Source organism: Micromonospora sp. WMMA1976 (assembly GCF_027497335.1).
GTDB lineage: Bacteria > Actinomycetota > Actinomycetes > Mycobacteriales > Micromonosporaceae > Micromonospora > Micromonospora aurantiaca.
Map to the genome: position 1 here is coordinate 2863153 of NZ_CP114912.1, position 15794 is coordinate 2878946.

Annotated in this window: 16 protein-coding genes; 8 read left to right on the plus strand and 8 right to left on the minus strand. The window is 75.0% G+C overall.

Features of this window, described 5'->3' with window-relative positions; genetic code table 11:
- Positions 1-179: 179 nt before the first annotated feature.
- Entirely contained in the window at positions 180-1064 is an 885-nt protein-coding gene (locus tag O7546_RS13250; RefSeq protein ID WP_281600976.1) for an ABC transporter substrate-binding protein, read from the minus strand.
- Positions 1065-1250: 186 nt separating this feature from the next.
- Here O7546_RS13250 and O7546_RS13255 point away from each other — a divergent pair, with 186 nt between their 5' ends.
- From O7546_RS13255 to O7546_RS13265, 3 genes are all read left to right on the plus strand, one after another.
- On the plus strand, positions 1251-1949 hold the full coding sequence (locus O7546_RS13255; RefSeq protein ID WP_194801577.1) for a hypothetical protein: 699 nt from the start codon (positions 1251-1253) through the stop codon (positions 1947-1949).
- A gap of 109 nt (positions 1950-2058) precedes the next feature.
- Positions 2059-2709, plus strand: coding sequence for a fasciclin domain-containing protein (locus tag O7546_RS13260; RefSeq protein WP_187694154.1), 651 nt, complete (start codon positions 2059-2061; stop codon positions 2707-2709).
- 107 nt (positions 2710-2816) lie between these two features.
- Complete coding sequence (locus tag O7546_RS13265) at positions 2817-3743, plus strand: diacylglycerol kinase family protein (protein WP_194801576.1); 927 nt, start codon at positions 2817-2819, stop codon at positions 3741-3743.
- On the opposite strand, the gene O7546_RS13270 is transcribed toward O7546_RS13265, so the two are convergent.
- Positions 3706-4683, minus strand: coding sequence for an EamA family transporter (locus O7546_RS13270; RefSeq protein WP_281600977.1), 978 nt, complete (start codon positions 4681-4683; stop codon positions 3706-3708). The two genes, O7546_RS13265 and O7546_RS13270, sit on opposite strands and share 38 nt — an antisense overlap.
- Positions 4684-4735: 52 nt before the next feature.
- Positions 4736-5482 (minus strand): HAD-IA family hydrolase, encoded by a 747-nt coding sequence (locus O7546_RS13275; protein ID WP_228532411.1) that lies wholly within the window; start codon positions 5480-5482, stop codon positions 4736-4738.
- Between the two features lie 103 nt (positions 5483-5585).
- Between O7546_RS13275 and O7546_RS13280 the strand changes: the two genes are divergently transcribed.
- A complete protein-coding gene (locus O7546_RS13280) occupies positions 5586-8366 on the plus strand; it encodes a DEAD/DEAH box helicase (protein ID WP_281600978.1) in 2781 nt (926 codons plus the stop codon).
- Positions 8367-8530: 164 nt separating this feature from the next.
- A complete protein-coding gene (locus O7546_RS13285) occupies positions 8531-9415 on the plus strand; it encodes an MHYT domain-containing protein (RefSeq protein WP_281600979.1) in 885 nt (294 codons plus the stop codon).
- Between the two features lie 11 nt (positions 9416-9426).
- On the opposite strand, the gene O7546_RS13290 is transcribed toward O7546_RS13285, so the two are convergent.
- Entirely contained in the window at positions 9427-10350 is a 924-nt protein-coding gene (locus O7546_RS13290) for a 5'-3' exonuclease (protein ID WP_194801571.1), read from the minus strand.
- A 100-nt stretch (positions 10351-10450) separates the two neighbouring features.
- Here O7546_RS13290 and O7546_RS13295 point away from each other — a divergent pair, with 100 nt between their 5' ends.
- The 3 genes from O7546_RS13295 to O7546_RS13305 all read left to right on the plus strand — a co-directional run bounded on the left by O7546_RS13295 (position 10451) and on the right by O7546_RS13305 (position 13276).
- Positions 10451-11536, plus strand: a complete 1086-nt coding sequence (locus O7546_RS13295; protein ID WP_281600980.1) for a DUF4037 domain-containing protein — start codon at positions 10451-10453, stop codon at positions 11534-11536.
- A gap of 128 nt (positions 11537-11664) precedes the next feature.
- Positions 11665-13032 carry a PHB depolymerase family esterase gene (locus O7546_RS13300; protein ID WP_269696880.1) on the plus strand — a complete coding sequence of 456 codons (1368 nt, stop codon included), beginning with the start codon at positions 11665-11667 and terminating at the stop codon, positions 13030-13032.
- A gap of 121 nt (positions 13033-13153) precedes the next feature.
- A complete protein-coding gene (locus tag O7546_RS13305; protein WP_043324353.1) occupies positions 13154-13276 on the plus strand; it encodes a ribosomal protein bL36 in 123 nt (40 codons plus the stop codon).
- 24 nt (positions 13277-13300) lie between these two features.
- Here the strand turns inward: O7546_RS13305 and O7546_RS13310 are convergent, their stop codons facing one another.
- The 4 genes from O7546_RS13310 to O7546_RS13325 all read right to left on the minus strand — a co-directional run bounded on the left by O7546_RS13310 (position 13301) and on the right by O7546_RS13325 (position 15788).
- The gene (locus tag O7546_RS13310; RefSeq protein ID WP_269696881.1) at positions 13301-14056 is read right to left on the minus strand and encodes a glycosyltransferase family 2 protein; all 756 of its coding nucleotides are present in this window, start codon (positions 14054-14056) and stop codon (positions 13301-13303) included.
- 89 nt (positions 14057-14145) lie between these two features.
- A complete protein-coding gene (locus O7546_RS13315) occupies positions 14146-14784 on the minus strand; it encodes a YdcF family protein (protein ID WP_194801567.1) in 639 nt (212 codons plus the stop codon).
- A 21-nt stretch (positions 14785-14805) separates the two neighbouring features.
- Positions 14806-15075, minus strand: a complete 270-nt coding sequence (locus tag O7546_RS13320) for a DUF4873 domain-containing protein (RefSeq protein WP_194801566.1) — start codon at positions 15073-15075, stop codon at positions 14806-14808.
- Positions 15072-15788, minus strand: a complete 717-nt coding sequence (locus tag O7546_RS13325) for a TetR family transcriptional regulator (protein WP_135239979.1) — start codon at positions 15786-15788, stop codon at positions 15072-15074. Before O7546_RS13325 ends, O7546_RS13320 begins: the two co-directional genes overlap by 4 nt.
- Positions 15789-15794: the final 6 nt, after the last annotated feature.

The following is a 15794-nucleotide window of genomic DNA, read 5'->3' on the forward strand; positions in this document are numbered from 1 at the left end:
CGGACGCCGTCCCCACCTCACGGGGACGGCGTCCGCGTTCCCACGGCAGCCCCTCCGAGCCTTCCCGGCACGCCCCACCCCATCCCACGTCGATCTTGGACTTTGTGCCCGCCCAGTGCCCGATATACACCCTTTGTCTGGGCCGAAACTGCAAGATCGGCGGGGCGGGGCGGGGCGGGTCAGGTGAGGCGGCGGGCTGCTGTGGGGTGGGGTGGGGGGACGGTGTCGGGGTGCAGGATGGCGGCTACGGTCTCGGCGCCGTCGACCAGGCGGGGGCCGGCGCGCACGATCAGCCCGTCCGCGTCCAGCGCCCACACCTGCGCGTCCGGGAACTGCCCGGCCACCGCGGCGGCCTGCTCGGCCGCGCCGTCGAGACGGAACCCGCACGGCGCCACCAGCACCACCTCCGGACGGGCGGCCCGCAGCGCCGCCCAGGTTGTCGGCACGGACCGGGCGCCGCGATGGGTGGCGACCGGCTCGCCGCCGGCGACGTCGACCAGGTCGGGGATCCAGTGCCCGGCGCCGAACGGCGGGTCGACCCATTCGACCACCGCGACCCGTGGCCGGGGCCGGCCCGCCACCGCCGCGCGGACCGCCGCGAGCCGGGCCCGCAGGCCGTCGACGAGGGCCTCCGCGCGGTCCGGCACCCGGGCCGCCGCGCCGACCGCGCGGATCGACTCCAGCACGTCGTCCAGGGTGTACGGGTCCAGCGACAGCACGTCCGCCCGGCACCCCAGGTGCTCCACGGCGTCGGCGACCCGGCCCGAGGGCAGCGCGCAGACGCGGCACAGGTCCTGGGTGAGGATCAGGTCCGGGTCCAGCCCGGCCAGCGCACCGGAGTGCAGCGTGTAGAGGTCGGCACCGGCCGCCACCTGCGCCTGGACGTACGCGTCGATGTCGCCGGGACTCATGCCCCGGGTGTCCCGGCCGCCGACGACCACAGTGGTGCCCGACCGGTACGACGCGGGCACCTCGCACTCGAATGTGACGCCGACCAGGTCGTCACCGAGGCCGAGCGCGTACACGATCTCGGTGGCGGAGGGGAGCAGGGAGACCAGCCGCATGCCGCCATCATGCCCCGCGCGCGGACCACCGCCGGCCGGGGCCGGACTTCGGTCGCCCTCGGGCCTTGCCGGGACGCCGTACCCGCTTAGACTCTGCTGACTCCGCCGAGCCCCCCGGGCGGTGTGCCGGGGTGCGTCGGCGCCCCGTTCCGGTCAGCCCGTCTGACCTGCGCTCCGGAGAACCCGATGAAGAGCCGTACCGCCGCCGTCCTGACCGTCCTCTGCGCGGCCACCGCGCTCACCGCCTGCGGTGACGACGAGCCCGCGCCGAAAGGCCAGCAGGTGCCGGTGACCGCCACCGACACCAGTTGCGAGGTCACCACCACGCTGTTCACCCCCGGCACCGTCACCTTCACCGTGACCAACCGGGGCCAGCAGGCCACCGGGGTATACGTCTACGGCCGGGAGGGCGACGCCTTCACCAAGGTGATCGCCGAGGTCGCGGACGTGCCGGCGGGCCGCACCGGCGACCTGCGCGCGTCGCTGCAGACCGGCACGTACGAGGTGGCCTGCAAGCCCGGCCGGCAGGGCGACGGCGTGCGCACGAAGATCATCGTGTCCGACGACGGCAACCTGGCCAGCGCCGCGGCCGAGGTGGCCTACGACCGGTCGGTGACGATCGAGCTGACGGACGACGCGATGACCGGTGTGGACGCCCTGATCGCGGAGCCCGGCGAGAAGCTCGCGTTCAAGGTGACGAACAAGACCGCCGGGGCCCGGACGCTGTACGTGCTCAACCCCGACGGCAAGCGGGTCGCCGAGATGAAGGCCGAGGCCAACGGCACGGCCGAGACGGTGGTGACACTGGGCGCGGCGGGGGACTGGTCGCTGAAGGTCAAGGGCGACGGCGTGCAGTCGGTGAGCAAGCGGCTGGTGGTGCGCTGAGGCGGCCGCGAAAACCGTCGATCCGGGTGCATCCACCGGGGAGGGTCGGGGCGAAGCAATGGTCGTGACGACAGTCACGGACCTGGTCGCTTCGACGAAAGGCTCCCCGATGAACATCGCTCGTCTCGCCGCCCGGCTGGCCGTGGGCGCCACCGCGGCGGCGGTGGCCACCACCGCCGTCGCCGTGCCCGCCCAGGCCGGCGCCAAGCAGCCGGGTACGCGGTCGCTGGCCGCCGTGCTCACCGCCGACAAGAGCGGCTTCGACCGCAACTCGCGGGACTTCGACGTCCTCACCAAGGCGGTCCTGACGGTGCTGCAGGCCAAGCCGGACTCGCCGGTGAAGGTGCTCACCGACGGCACCGTCGCGCTGACCGCGTTCGTGCCGAACGACTACGCGTTCCGCGAGCTGGTGCGGGACATCACCGCCGCGAAGAAGCTGCCCGGTGAGAAGGCCGCGTTCGACGCGGTCGCCGGCCTGGGCGTGGACACCGTGGAGGACGTCCTGCTCTACCACGTCGTGCCCGGCGCGACGATCGACCGGAAGGCGGCGCTGAAGGCCGACGGCGCGGACCTGACCACCGCGCTCGGCGCCACCGTCGAGGTGGACGTGAAGCGCTGCTGGTACGGCCGCGAGGTGCGCCTGGTCGACGCCGACACCAGCGACCGCAACGCGAAGGTGGTGCGGTACGACATCAACAAGGGCAACAAGCAGATCGCGCACGCGGTGGACCGGGTGCTGCGCCCGATCGACCTCCCCTGAACCACCCCCGCCACGGCGCCCGGCACCCCCTGCCGGGCGCCGTCGGCGTGTACCGCCCACCCGCCGTGTGACCTGGCTCTGGTGGGCGGCGCGAGCTGTGCCGTACGGTGCTCGCCGTGACCGCGCACGATCATGTCCCGCCCGGCCCCGTCGCCGTGCTCGCCAACCGGACAGCGGGCCGGGGGCGGCACCGCGGCCTGCTGCCCGGGATCCTGGGGCGCCTCGCCGCAGCGGGCCGCCCGGTCGAGTTGCTGCGCGCGCGTACCCCCGAGGAGGCGGAGGTGGCGTGCCACGCCGCGGTCGCCGGCGGCGCCGGGGCGCTCGTCGCGGTGGGCGGCGACGGCACCATGCACCGCGCGTTGCAGGCGGTCGCCGGCACCGATGTGCCGTTCGGGCCGGTCCCGGCGGGCACCGGCAACGACTTCGCGGTGGACACCGGCTTCCCGGCCGACCCGACGGCCGCCGTCGAGGTGATCACCGCGGCGCTCGCCGCCGGCCGCTCCCGGCCGGTGGACCTGGCGCGGCTGTCCCGGCCCGGCGAGGCCGACCGCTGGTTCGGCGCGGTGCTCGCGGCCGGCTTCGACGCGATCGTCAACGAACGCGCCAACCGGATGCGCTGGCCGCGCGGCCCGCGCCGGTACGACATGGCGATCGTGGTGGAGCTGGCCCGGCTGCGGCCGCGCCGCTACCGGCTGGTGCTCGACGGGGTGGCGCAGGAGGTCGACGCGGTGCTCGTGGCGGTGGGGAACACGGCCAGCTACGGCGGCGGCATGCGGATCTGTCCGGACGCCGACCCGCACGACGGCCTGCTGGACGTGGTGGTGGGCGGCCGGTTCGACAGGCGCACGCTGATGCGGGTCAAGCCGCAGATCTACCGGGGCACCCACGTCACGCACCCGCTGGCGCGCGTCTACCGGGCGCGGACGGTGGAGCTGGCCGCCGAGGGCATCACCACGTACGCCGACGGGGAACGTTCCCTCGACCTGCCGGTGACAGTCACCGCCGCGCCGGCGGCGCTGCGGCTGCTGCGCTGACCCCCGCCGGGTCCGCCGCAGACGGCGGGCCGGGAACGGCCGGCGGCGCCGGAGAAGGCGGCGCGGGCGAGGGCGACGGCGCGGCGGCGCGGACCGCGCCCGCGCTCGCGGCGACCACGAGCGCGATGGCGAGCACCTCGACCGGGCGCAGCGCCTGGCCGAGCACCAGCCAACCGGCCACCGCGGCGATCGCCGGACCGAGACTCATCATCACCGCGAACGTCGCGGTCGGCAGCCGCCGCAACGCGGCCAGCTCCAGGCTGTACGGCAGCACCGAGGCGAGCAGCGCCAGCCCGGTACCGAGCCCCAGCACCATCGGGTCGGCCAGCCGGCCGCCGCCGTCCGCAAGCCCGAACGGCAGCGTCAGCAGCGCCGCGACGGTCAGCGCGAGGGCCAGCCCGTCCGCGCCGGGGAACCGCGCGCCGATCCGCGCCGAGCAGACGATGTACGCGGCCCACATGGCGCCCGCCGTCAGCGCCAGCGCGGCGCCGGCCGGGTCGAGCCGGTCGAACCCGCCCTGACCGAGCAGGACCACACCGGCCAGTGCCAGCGCGGCCCAGCACCAGGCGGCCACCCGGCGGGCGGCGATCACCGACAGCGCCAGCGGCCCGAGCACCTCCAGGGTGACGGCCGGGCCGAGCGGGATCCGCTCGATCGCCTGGTAGAAGATCGAGTTCATGCCGGCCAGGGCCAGCCCGAACGCCAGCACCGCCGCCCAGTCGCGCCGTCCGTACCCGCGTACCCGGGGGCGGCACACCACGAGCATCAGCAGCGCGCCGATGGTCAGCCGCAACGTCACCGCCCCGGCCACCCCGGTACGCGGGAACAGCAGTGCGGCCAGCGCGGAGCCGAACTGCACCGACAGCGCCCCGCCGAGGACCAGCGCGACCCCGCCGAGCCGTCCCGGCGCACGCGGCGGCAAGGGGTGGACACCGGTCATGCCCCTGACGGTATCCGGTGCGCCGCGACGCGTTCGCGCCGCTGGGGTGTGCTCAGGCGGCCCCGGCCAGGTCGAGCACCGCGCCGAGCCCGTTCGGGCGGCCCGCGTCGGCGCAGGGCAGCACCAGCACCCCGCACCCTGCGGCCACCGCGCCCGCGTCGGCCGGCGTGTCGCCCACCATGAGCGTGCGCTCCGGGTCGACGCCGAGCATCCCGCAGGCCCGCAGGAAGATGCCCGGGTCCGGCTTGCAGCGCCCCACCTCGTACGACAGCGCGTACGCGTCGACGAACGCGTCGAGGCCCCAGGCGGCGAACAGCGGCCGCAGGTCGAAACCGATGTTGCTGACCACCGCCACCTTCACCCCGGCCGACCGCAGCGCACCGAGCACCGGGGCGGTGTCCGGGTACGGCACCCAGCCCTCGGGGACCAGCACCCGCTCGTAGAGCGCGTCGGCGAACCCGTCGATGCCGGTGTCCACGGTCTCCGCCAGCCCGGTGTACGCGCCCCGGTGCGCGTGCGGGTAGAGATCCCGGTCGGCCCACAGCTCGGCCAGCCGGGGCGGCACCCGCGCCGGTAGCGGGCCACCGGCACGCCCGGCGGTGAGCAGCCGGTCGGCCAGCGAGGTGGCCCGGATCCGGTCCAGTTCGACGCCGCAGGCGGCCGCGGCGGCGAGCACCCAGGCCAGCGGCTCCTCCACCTGGGCGAGGGTGCCGTGGAAGTCGAAGAGCACCGCCTCCACGGGCCGGCGGGACGGGCCCGGGCGGACGGCGTCGTCGGCGCCGCTCGAGACGTGGGGCAGTTCGGTACGGTCCGGCACGTCGTGCACCCTACCGACCGCTCCGACCGTCCTGCCGGATGGCCTTGACCGGTACTCCTCGGCAGCACCGATTAATCTTGGATCCATGTCGAGCCCCGCCGAGCGGTACGCCGCGGCGCGCCGCCGGGCCGCGCAGGCCTCCGCCTTCCCGGCCCTGGACGAATTCTCGCTGGATCTCGGGTTCGATCTCGACGACTTCCAGCGCGAGGCGTGCGAGGCGCTGGAGCGGGGCAGCGGCGTGCTGGTCTGCGCTCCCACCGGCGCCGGCAAGACCGTGGTGGGTGAGTTCGCGGTGCACCTGGCGCTGCGCGGCCGGCCCGGCGGCGACGCGCCCGCGACCCGGCGCAAGTGCTTCTACACCACGCCGATCAAGGCGCTGTCCAACCAGAAGTACCACGACCTGGTGGACCGCTACGGCGCCGAGCAGGTCGGCCTGCTCACCGGCGACAACGCGATAAACGGCGACGCGCCGGTGGTGGTGATGACCACCGAGGTGCTGCGCAACATGCTCTACGCCGGGTCGGCCACCCTGGAGGGCCTGGCGTACGTGGTGATGGACGAGGTCCACTACCTGGCCGACCGGTTCCGCGGCGGGGTCTGGGAAGAGGTGATCATCCACCTGCCCGAGTCGGTCACGCTCGTGTCGCTGTCGGCCACCGTCTCCAACGCCGAGGAGTTCGCGGACTGGCTGGTCACCGTGCGCGGCGAGACCGCCGTGGTGGTCTCCGAGCACCGTCCGGTGCCGCTGTGGCAGCACATGCTCGTCGGCAAGCGGATGTTCGACCTGTTCCACGACGCCGACGCGGCCCGCAAGCACGACGTGCACCCGGAGCTGCTGCGCTACACCCGGGACACGATGCGCCGGCTGGAGCTGGGCGAGGGCCGCAGCGCCGGCCCCGGCGGTGGCCGTCGCGGCCCCCGCTGGCGCGGCCCGATGCGCCCGGACATCGTCGACCGGCTCGACCGGGAAGGGCTGCTCCCGGCCATCCTGTTCATCTTCAGCCGGGCCGGCTGCGACGCCGCCGTGCAGCAGTGCCTCGCCGCCGGGCTGCGCCTGACCTCCCCGGACGAACGCGCCGAGATCCGCCGGGTGGTGGAGTCCCGGGTCACCGCCATCCCCGGCGAGGACCTGTCGGTGCTCGGCTACTGGGAGTGGCTCGACGGCCTGGAGCGCGGCCTGGCCGCCCACCACGCCGGCATGCTCCCCGCCTTCAAGGAGGTCGTCGAGGAGCTGTTCGTCCGCGGGCTGGTCAAGGCCGTCTTCGCCACCGAGACGCTCGCGCTGGGCATCAACATGCCGGCCCGCTGCGTGGTGCTGGAACGCCTGGTGAAGTTCAACGGCGAGGCCCACGTCGACCTCACCCCCGGCGAGTACACCCAGCTCACCGGCCGGGCGGGCCGCCGGGGCATCGACGTGGAGGGCCACGCGGTGGTGGTCTGGTCGCCGGAGACCGACCCCCGGCACGTGGCCGGGCTCGCCTCCACCCGCACCTACCCGCTGCGTTCCAGCTTCCGGCCCTCGTACAACATGGCCGTCAACCTGGTCGGCAGCGTCGGCGCGGCACCGGCCCGGGAACTGCTGGAGTCCTCGTTCGCGCAGTTCCAGGCCGACCGGTCGGTGGTCGGCCTGGCCCGGCAGGTGCAGCGCAACACCGAGACGATCGAGGCGTACGGCGCGGAGGCCGCCTGCCACCACGGCGACTTCGACGAGTACTTCGCGCTGCGGGTGGCGATCGCCGACCGGGAACGCGCCATCGCGCGGCAGGGGCAGACCCAGCGCAAGGCGGCGGCGGTCGCCTCGCTGGAGCGGCTGCGGGTCGGTGACGTGATCCGGGTGCCGTCCGGGCGGCGGGCCGGACTGGCGGTGGTGCTGGACCCGGCCACCGGCGGGTTCGGCGAGCCCCGGCCGCTGGTCCTCACCCAGGACCGCTGGGCCGGGCGGGTCACCCCCGGTGACTTCACCACCCCGGCCGAGGTGCTCACCCGGATCCGGGTGCCGAAGCACTTCAACCACCGTTCGCCCGCGGCCCGGCGAGACCTGGCCGCCGCGGTCAGCGGCACCGGCCTGGACCGGCACGGCGGTCGGCGGGGCGGCCGGTCCCGGCAGGCGGCGGGGGAGGACCACCGGCTCAGCCAGCTCCGCGTCGAGCTGCGCGCCCACCCGTGTCACGCCTGCCCGGACCGGGAGGAGCACGCCCGCTGGGCGGAGCGGCGGCGCCGGCTGGAACGCGACACCGAGGAGCTGCGTGAGCGGGTGTCCGGGCGGACCGGATCGCTGGCCCGTACCTTCGACCGGATCGTGGCGTTGCTGACCGCGCGCGGCTACCTGACCGCCGACGGCGAGGTCACCGACGCCGGGCGGATGCTGGCCCGGATCTGGACCGAGGCCGACCTGCTGGTGGCCGAGTGCCTGCGCCGCCGGGTGTGGGACGGCCTGTCCCCGGCCGAACTGGCCGCCGCCGTGTCGGTGGTGGTCTTCGAGGCCCGGCGGGACGTCGACGAGCGGGCGTCGCTGCCGCGCGGCGCGGTGGCCGACGCGGTCGACGAGACGCTCAAGCTGTGGGGCGACATCGAGGCGGACGAGGCGGCACGCGGCCTGGCCGTGACAAGGGAGCCGGATCTCGGCTTCGCCTGGCCGATCTACCGGTGGGCGCGCGGCGAGGCGCTGGCGAAGGTGCTTGCGAGCGGCCACCAGATCGACGGGGAGATGCCGGCGGGCGACTTCGTCCGCTGGGCGCGCCAGGTGGTCGACCTGCTCGGCCAGGTCGCCGACTCGGGTGGCGCCTCGGCCGAGCTGCGCGGTACCGCCCGGCAGGCGATCGCGGCGGTCAACCGGGGCGTGCTGGCCTACCACGCCTCCGCATAGGGTCACTTTCGGTCACCGGTCGCCGGGAATCGACGCACCGCTGCGTCACGGTGCTGCCACCCCGCGAATTGTCGGGGGGCCGATGCACGCCCTGGTCAGGGCCTATCCCATCATTGCCCCGGGCGCCGTGGGTCGCGCTGAGCCGAGGGTGAGGGAAGGGCGTCGTGGGCGAGATCAATCACTTCGAGTACGGGTGGATCACACCCGCGCTCAGCTACGCGTTGTCGGTGCTCGGCTCGGCGCTCGGCCTGGTCTGCGCCGGGCGGATCCGGACCGCCACCAGCGCCGGCCAGCGCGCCTGGTGGGGCCTGCTGGCCGCCTGGGCGCTCGGCGGCACGGCGATCTGGGCCATGCACTTCATGGCGATGCTCGGCTTCGCCGTCGGCGGCACCCGGATCCGCTACGACGTGCCGCTGACGGCCGCCAGCACGGCGATCGCGGTGGCGGCGGTCGGCATCGGGCTGGCGATCGTGGGCACCGGCCGGCTGGCCGCGCCCCGGCTGCTCGCCGGCGGGTTCTTCACCGGCGCCGGGGTGGCCGCCATGCACTACACCGGCATGGCCGCGATGCGCCTGGACGGCTCGTTCGGCTACGACCCGCTGCGGGTGACGCTGTCGGTGGTCATCGCGATCGTGGCCGCCACCGTCGCGCTCTGGCTGGCGATGACCGTCCGGCGGGGGCTCGCCATCGCCGCCTCGGCACTGGTCATGGGCATCGCGGTGAACGGCATGCACTTCACCGGCATGAGCGCGCTGTCGGTGCACCTGCACGAGAGCCGCGGACCGGCCTCCGGCACCGAGGTGAGCGGACTGCTGGTGCCGATCGTGCTGGCGGTGGTCTTCGGTGTGGTCGGGCTCGTCTACGCGTTGCTCGCCGCGCCGTCGGACGACGACCGGGCCGGGGCCGCGTACGTCAGCGCGCGTCTCGACGACGGGCCGCAGACCGTGGCCGCCGAGCCCGCGCCGGACCCGGTCGGCCTGCGCGCCCGCTCGACACTGGCGCAGCCCGGCGCTCAGTTCCCGACCCGCCGGAGCACAGACCGCCCCTAGTGATCAACTGATCACGATCGGTCGCCGGTCAGAGCGTCGACGAGGCGGCGGCACGAGCCGGCCAGGTTCCAGCGCTGCGCCAGCTCCAGCAGCCGGTCCGGGTCGGCGGGGGACGTCGGCAGTGCCGGGTCCAGCTGGGGCAGCGGCACGTCGGTGGCGACCCGGACCACCTTCGGCGCCACGGCCAGGTAGTCGCGGGCGGCGTCGAGCTTGGCCCGCAGCCCCGGCGCGAAACCGGAACGGGGGTCGTCGAGCGCGGCCAGGATGCCGTCCAGCCCGCCGTAGCGGTCGATCAGCCGCGCGGCCGTCTTCTCGCCGACACCGGCGACGCCGGGCAACCCGTCGCTGGGGTCGCCGCGCAGCGCCGCGAAGTCGGCGTACCGGTCGGCGGGCACGCCGTAACGGGTGCGGACCGCCGCGTCGTCGCAGTCGTCCAGCTTGGCCACGCCCCGGCCGACGTAGAGCAGACGCACCGGGTGCGCGTCGTCGACGAGCTGGAACAGGTCGCGGTCGCCGGAGACCACCTCGACCGGGCCCGGCTGGGTCACCGCGAGCGTGCCGAGCACGTCGTCGGCCTCGTAGCCGTCGGCGCCCACAGCGGGGATGCCGAGCGCGTCCAGCACCTCCAGGATCATCGGCACCTGCGGTGACAGCGTGTCCGGCACGACCTCGCCGCCCTCGGGTGCGACCCGGTGCGCCTTGTACGACGGCAGCAGCTCCACCCGCCACGCCGGCCGCCAGTCGTGGTCGAGCGCGCAGATCATCCGGTCGGGCCGGCGGGTGCGCACGAGCTGAGCGAGCATGTCGAGGAAGCCGCGAACGGCGTTGACGGGCTGGCCGTCGCCGGTCTTCGCGGCCGACTCGGGGATCCCGAAGTAGGCGCGGAAGTAGAGGCTGGGGGAGTCGATCAGAAGGATCGGCTGTCGGTGTGCCACGGCGACAAGCCTTCCACAGCCCTGTGACGGGATGGGGGAGGCGACCGCCGGACCGGAAAACCTGGGGGCGCACGGGGCATGGCATGAGCAGACTGGCGGGGTGAGCTTCGTACCCGGCCTGACCCTGGCCCGCCGGTTCCACGACGAGGTGGTGGGTCCGCTGCTGGCGCGGCGGCTGCCCGGCCTGCCGTACTCCGCCGGTCTGCTCGACGGCGGCTCCGAGCTGCTCGGCCTCGACACGCCCCGCTCCACCGACCACGACTGGGGTCCGCGTACCCAGGTCTTCGTGGGCAGCGCGCACGACGTGGCGCCGGTACGGGCGGCGCTGGACGCCGAGTTGCCGGCGCGGTTCCTCGGCTGGCCGACCCGCTACGCGAGCGGGCCGGAGGCGCGGCTCGGCACGGCCCGCGCCGACGGCGACCGGCACGGCGTTCCGGTGGACGAGCTGGGCGGGTGGCTGCGGGAGCGGCTCGGCGCCGACCCGCGCGCCGGACTGACGACGGCGGACTGGCTGGCGACGCCGACGCAGCGGCTCGCCGAGCTGACCGGGGGAGCGGTGTTCCACGACGGGCTCGACGGCGCGCTCACCGCCGTTCGCGCCCGGCTCGCCTGGTATCCGGACGACGTGTGGCGGCACGTGCTGGCCGCCGGATGGCAGCGGGTCGCGCAGGCCGAGCACCTGGCCGGCCGGTGCGCCGAGGTCGGCGACGATCTGGGCAGCCGGGTCGTGGTCGCCGGGCTGGCCCGGGATCTGATGCGCCTCGGCCTGCTGCTGCACCGGCGCTGGCCCCCGTACGCGAAATGGCTCGGCACGGTGTTCGCGGCGCTGCCGGGCGCGGCGCCGGTGGTGGACGGGCTCGCCGCCGCGCTCGGCCCGGGCGACTGGCCGGCCCGGCAGCCCGGCCTGGTCCGGGCGCTGGAGACGGTCGCCGGCTGGACGAACGGCGCGACGCTGGCGGCGCCGGTGGATCCGGCCGCGCGGCCGTTCCACGGCCGGCCGTTCCTGGTGCTGCACGCGGGCCGGTTCGTCGAGGCGCTGCGCGCCGCGATCACCGACCCGGAACTGCGCGACCGGCCGCCGGTGGGTGCGGTGGACCAGTACGTGGACAGCGTGGACGTGCTCACCCACGCGGACCGCGTCCGCCGGGTGGCCGCGGTGGTTGTCGGCCCGCCGGGCGGAGCCTAGACTCCGATTCGAGTCGCATCGATCCGCGACTGTCTATCTCGTCTCCGAGGGTCCGGGCCGCCCGTCGCAGGCGCCTCGCCGGCGAGGACGCCGCCCCGTGCGGCGTTCCCACCACCGAGGAGAACAGCATGCTGTCCAGAATGAGCAGACTCCGGCTGCTCGGCGCGGCGCTGGCCGCCGCCGGGCTCGCCGTCGCAGCGGCGCTCGCCGTCCCCGGGCCGGCCTCGGCCGCCGCGCTGACCGAGGTGACGAACTTCGGCGCCAACCCGAGCAACCTGCGCATGTACCTGTACGTCCCGGACACCGTGGCGGCCCGGCCCGGGCTGCTCGTGGTCAACCACTACTGCACCGGCAGCGGTCCGGCCATGTACTCCGGCACCCAGTTCGCGTCGCTCGCCGACCGGTACGGCTACATCGTGGTCTACCCGTCGGTGACCCGCAGCAGCAAGTGCTTCGACGTCTCCTCGCCCCAGGCGCTGCGCCGCGACGGCGGCAGCGACCCGGTGGGCATCAAGTCGATGGTGGACTACGTACGGCAGCGCTACCCGGTGGAGTCGCAGCGGATCTTCGTCACCGGCACCTCGTCCGGCGCGATGATGACGAACGTGCTGCTCGGCGACTACCCGGACGTGTTCCGCGCCGGTGCCGCCTTCGCCGGTGTGCCGTTCGGATGCTTCGCCACCACCAACGGCTCCGAGTGGAACAGCGAGTGCGCCAACGGCCAGGTGCTGAAGACCCCGCAGCAGTGGGGTGACCTGGTACGCAACGCCTACCCCGGCTACACCGGTCCGCGTCCGCGGATGCAGATCTGGCACGGCACCAACGACGAGACGCTGCGCTACCCGAACTTCGGCGAGCAGATCGACCAGTGGACGAACGTGAACGGGCTGAGCCAGACGCCCGCGTACACGGACAGTCCGCAGCCCGGCTACACCCGCACCCGCTACGGCGGCACCGGCGGCACCGCGACCGTCGAGGCGATCAGCATGCAGGGCGTCACGCACAACCTGCCGGTCGACGCGGCGCAGGTCATCCGCTTCTTCGGCCTGGACTCGTCCACGCCGCCGCCGACCACCGCGCCGCCGACCACGCCCCCGCCGACCACCGCGCCGCCCACCACGCCGCCGCCCACCACGCCCCCGCCCACCACGGCGCCGCCGACCACGCCGCCGCCGTCGGGGGCCTGCCGGGTCGGGTACGTGGTGAACGCCTGGAACAACGGCCTGACCACGGCGGTGACGATCACCAACACGTCCACCACGGCCATCAACGGCTGGAGCCTCGCGTTCACGCTGCCCGGTGGTCAGACGATCACCGGCGGCTGGAACGCGACGTACAGCCCGTCCAGCGGCGCGGTGACCGCCCGCAACGTGTCCTACAACGCGTCGATCCCGCCGGGCGGCTCGGTGGACATCGGCTTCCAGGCCACCCACACCGGCAACACCGGCAGTCCCGCCTCGTTCACGCTCAACGGCAGCACCTGCACCACCTCCTGAGCGGGTCGCGCCGGCGTCCCGGCCGCGCCCGCCCCGACCGGGGCGGGCGCGGCCGGGCATGACCGCACCGGCGGCGGGTACCCGTGCCGGACGGACACCGGCGGGAACCGAAGGAGCGGATATGAAGGTCCGAAGCTCCCTGCGCGCGCTCAAGCGCAAGGCCGACTCGATAGTGGTCCGGCGCCGGGGCAAGCTGTTCGTCCTCAACAAGTCCGACCGGCGGCAGAAGGCCCGGCAGGGCTGAGGCCGCCGTCGCCGCGCGACCGGCTCAGCAAGTTCGAGACGCAGGTGTGGGGCGCGACGGCGTGACGGTGGCGGCGGGCACGTCGTCCACCTCGGCGCGCCCGGCCAGGCGGGCGAGCGCGGAGGCGGCCAGCGGCCGGTAGATCCGTACCGAGTCGGCGAGCGCGGAGAAGTGCGAACCCGAGTTGTCGCCGTGGTAGCGGGTGGCGATCTCCACCTGCTCGACCGGCAGCCCGGCGCGGACCAGCCGCAGCAGCGCCGTCATCTCGTACTCGAAGCGGTCACCGGGGATCGTGGTGAGCCAGCCGAGCAGCGCGGCCGGGTAGGCGCGCAGCCCGGTCTGGGTGTCGCGCACGTCCCGGCCGGTCGCCAGGCGGAACGCCACCCGGGTCGCCGCGTTGCCGAACCGGCTGCGCGCCGGGACCTCACCGTCGAACTCGCGGACGCCGAGCGTCGGCGCTCCGGTGGCGCGCATCCGGTCCGCCACGGCGCACACGTCGGGCACACCGTGCTGGCCGTCGGCGTCCACACAGACCACGTCGCGTCCCGGGTGGTGCGTCGAGGCGTACCGGAAGCCGGTGCGCAGCACCACGCCCTTGCCCCGGTTGACCCGGCGGCGCAGCACGGTCGCGCCCCGGGCGCGGGCCGCGTCCAGCACTCCGGCGGCGGCCGGGCCGCTGCCGTCGTCGACGACGAGCACGTCCGCCCCGGGCAGGGCGCCCCGCAGGTCGCCGACCAGCGGCGGCAGCCGGTCACCCGGTCGGTACACGGGCACGAGCACGATCACGGAACCTCCCGGGTGGACTCGCCCGCCGGCAAGGCCCGCCGGGTCGATCGAGGACGCTCGTACCCCGGGCGCGCGGCGGTGAATCACCGCCGGGGCGTGAGGCGTCCGATCCGCTCGGCCGCGCGGGTCAGCGCGCGCTCGCGGCGCAGCGACGCCTCCGGGGTACGCACACCGAGGAAGCCGATCCGGCTGAACGCCCGGGCGGCCCGCTCCCGCCGGACGGGCACCGGGTCGGGCGCGGTCACCGGCACGTCGGCCAGCGCCGGACCGGACAGGCCGAGCACGCGCGCGGCGAGCATCCGGACGCGGGGCAGGTGCCACGGGTGGGAGACCAGCCCGAGCGGGTGCCGCGCGGTGAACTCCGCCGCGCCCAACAGCCCGTCCTGGACGGTGTGCGCCAGGTTCTGCAGCGTGGTGCGGGAGCGGGTCTCGGCCGCCGACCGGGCGTACGCGTCGAGCCCGGCCTCGCGCGCCAGCGCCCGCATCAGCTCCGCCTCCCGGTAGCCGGCGGGCGGGCCGGGCGCGCCGGCCGGGCCGTGCGGCCAGCCGCCGGTGAACACCACCCGGGCGTCCGGCGCGCGGCGGAACGCCTCGGCGTGCGCGCGGACGTAGGCCACCGCGGCCTCGGTGCGCGCGACGCTCTCCGCGGTGAGCCGGTAGCCGTCGTCGCCGGCCACCACCCCACGGCCGAAGACCAGCAGCACGGTGGCGGGAGACGTCATCCCTTCACGGTACGGCGCGGATCACTCGTCGTCCGGCGGCCAGGGTGGCGTGCCGACGCCGGTGATGCGGATGCCGCCCCACGGGTCCACCTCGGCCAGCCGGGCCCGGGTGACCCGTTCGCCGATCCGGACCTCCACGTCGCGGCGGCCGGAGCGCAGCAGCCGGACCAGGCGCGGTTCCGGCTCGACCCGCCCGGCCCAGTGGTAGCGGCCGTCGACCGGCTCGAACCGCCCGCCGCCGTGCAGCCGCACCGTGGTGCCGGCGATCCGGGCCGTACCCTCCCAGGTCACCTGTCGATCCGTTCGTGCGCGCGGGTCAGCTCCGGTGGCAGGTCCGCGCCCCGGCGGACCCCCTCGATGCCGCTCCACAGCAGCGTGGTCAGGTATTCGGTGAGCGCGGCCCGGTGAATCGGCTGCCCGTGCGTGGTCCACCAGTCGCCGACCGCCTGCACGAACCCGACCAGCCCGTACGCCCACGGCTCGGCCGGGCCGGCGTCGAGGCCGAGCGCGCGCAGCCGGTCGCCGATGACCCGGGCCAGCCCGGTCGCGACCTGTCGGCTGGTGCCCGTCACCACCTGCTGGATGCCGGGATGCCCGGACTCGTGCACGAGGAACCGGTAGAGCGACGGCTCGTACTCGACCACGCTCAGGTACGCGTCGATGGTCGCCTCGACCAGCGCGCGCTCCTCGCGTACCTGCTCCACGGCGGGGGCGATGGCGGCGACCACGCGCGCCGCGACCACCTCGCTGACCGCCAGCCAGAGCTGTGCCTTGTCGGCGAAGTAGCGGTAGAGCACCGGTTTGCTGACCCCGGCGGTGGCGGCGACCTGGTCCATGTCGACGCTCGGGCCGTGCTGCAGCAGCGCCTGCACGGCCGCCGCGATCAGTTCCTGCCGCCGCTGTTCACGGTGGTCGGCCCAGCGGTCGCGCCGCCCGCCGGAGCGGGGTGCGGCCGGCTCCCGGGGGGCGTCGGGGCCATTGACATCAGTGGTGGTCCGTCGCATGCTACC

Bases quoted from the DNA above. Each gene is read 5' to 3' on its own strand.
- O7546_RS13250 (WP_281600976.1), bottom strand. From the start codon at position 1,064: ATGCGGCTGGTCTCCCTGCTCCCCTCCGCCACCGAGATCGTGTACGCG.
- O7546_RS13255 (WP_194801577.1), top strand. From the start codon at position 1,251: ATGAAGAGCCGTACCGCCGCCGTCCTGACCGTCCTCTGCGCGGCCACC.
- O7546_RS13260 (WP_187694154.1), top strand. From the start codon at position 2,059: ATGAACATCGCTCGTCTCGCCGCCCGGCTGGCCGTGGGCGCCACCGCG.
- O7546_RS13270 (WP_281600977.1), bottom strand. From the start codon at position 4,683: ATGACCGGTGTCCACCCCTTGCCGCCGCGTGCGCCGGGACGGCTCGGC.
- O7546_RS13280 (WP_281600978.1), top strand. From the start codon at position 5,586: ATGTCGAGCCCCGCCGAGCGGTACGCCGCGGCGCGCCGCCGGGCCGCG.
- O7546_RS13300 (WP_269696880.1), top strand. From the start codon at position 11,665: ATGCTGTCCAGAATGAGCAGACTCCGGCTGCTCGGCGCGGCGCTGGCC.
- O7546_RS13305 (WP_043324353.1), top strand. From the start codon at position 13,154: ATGAAGGTCCGAAGCTCCCTGCGCGCGCTCAAGCGCAAGGCCGACTCG.
- O7546_RS13315 (WP_194801567.1), bottom strand. From the start codon at position 14,784: ATGACGTCTCCCGCCACCGTGCTGCTGGTCTTCGGCCGTGGGGTGGTG.
- O7546_RS13325 (WP_135239979.1), bottom strand. From the start codon at position 15,788: ATGCGACGGACCACCACTGATGTCAATGGCCCCGACGCCCCCCGGGAG.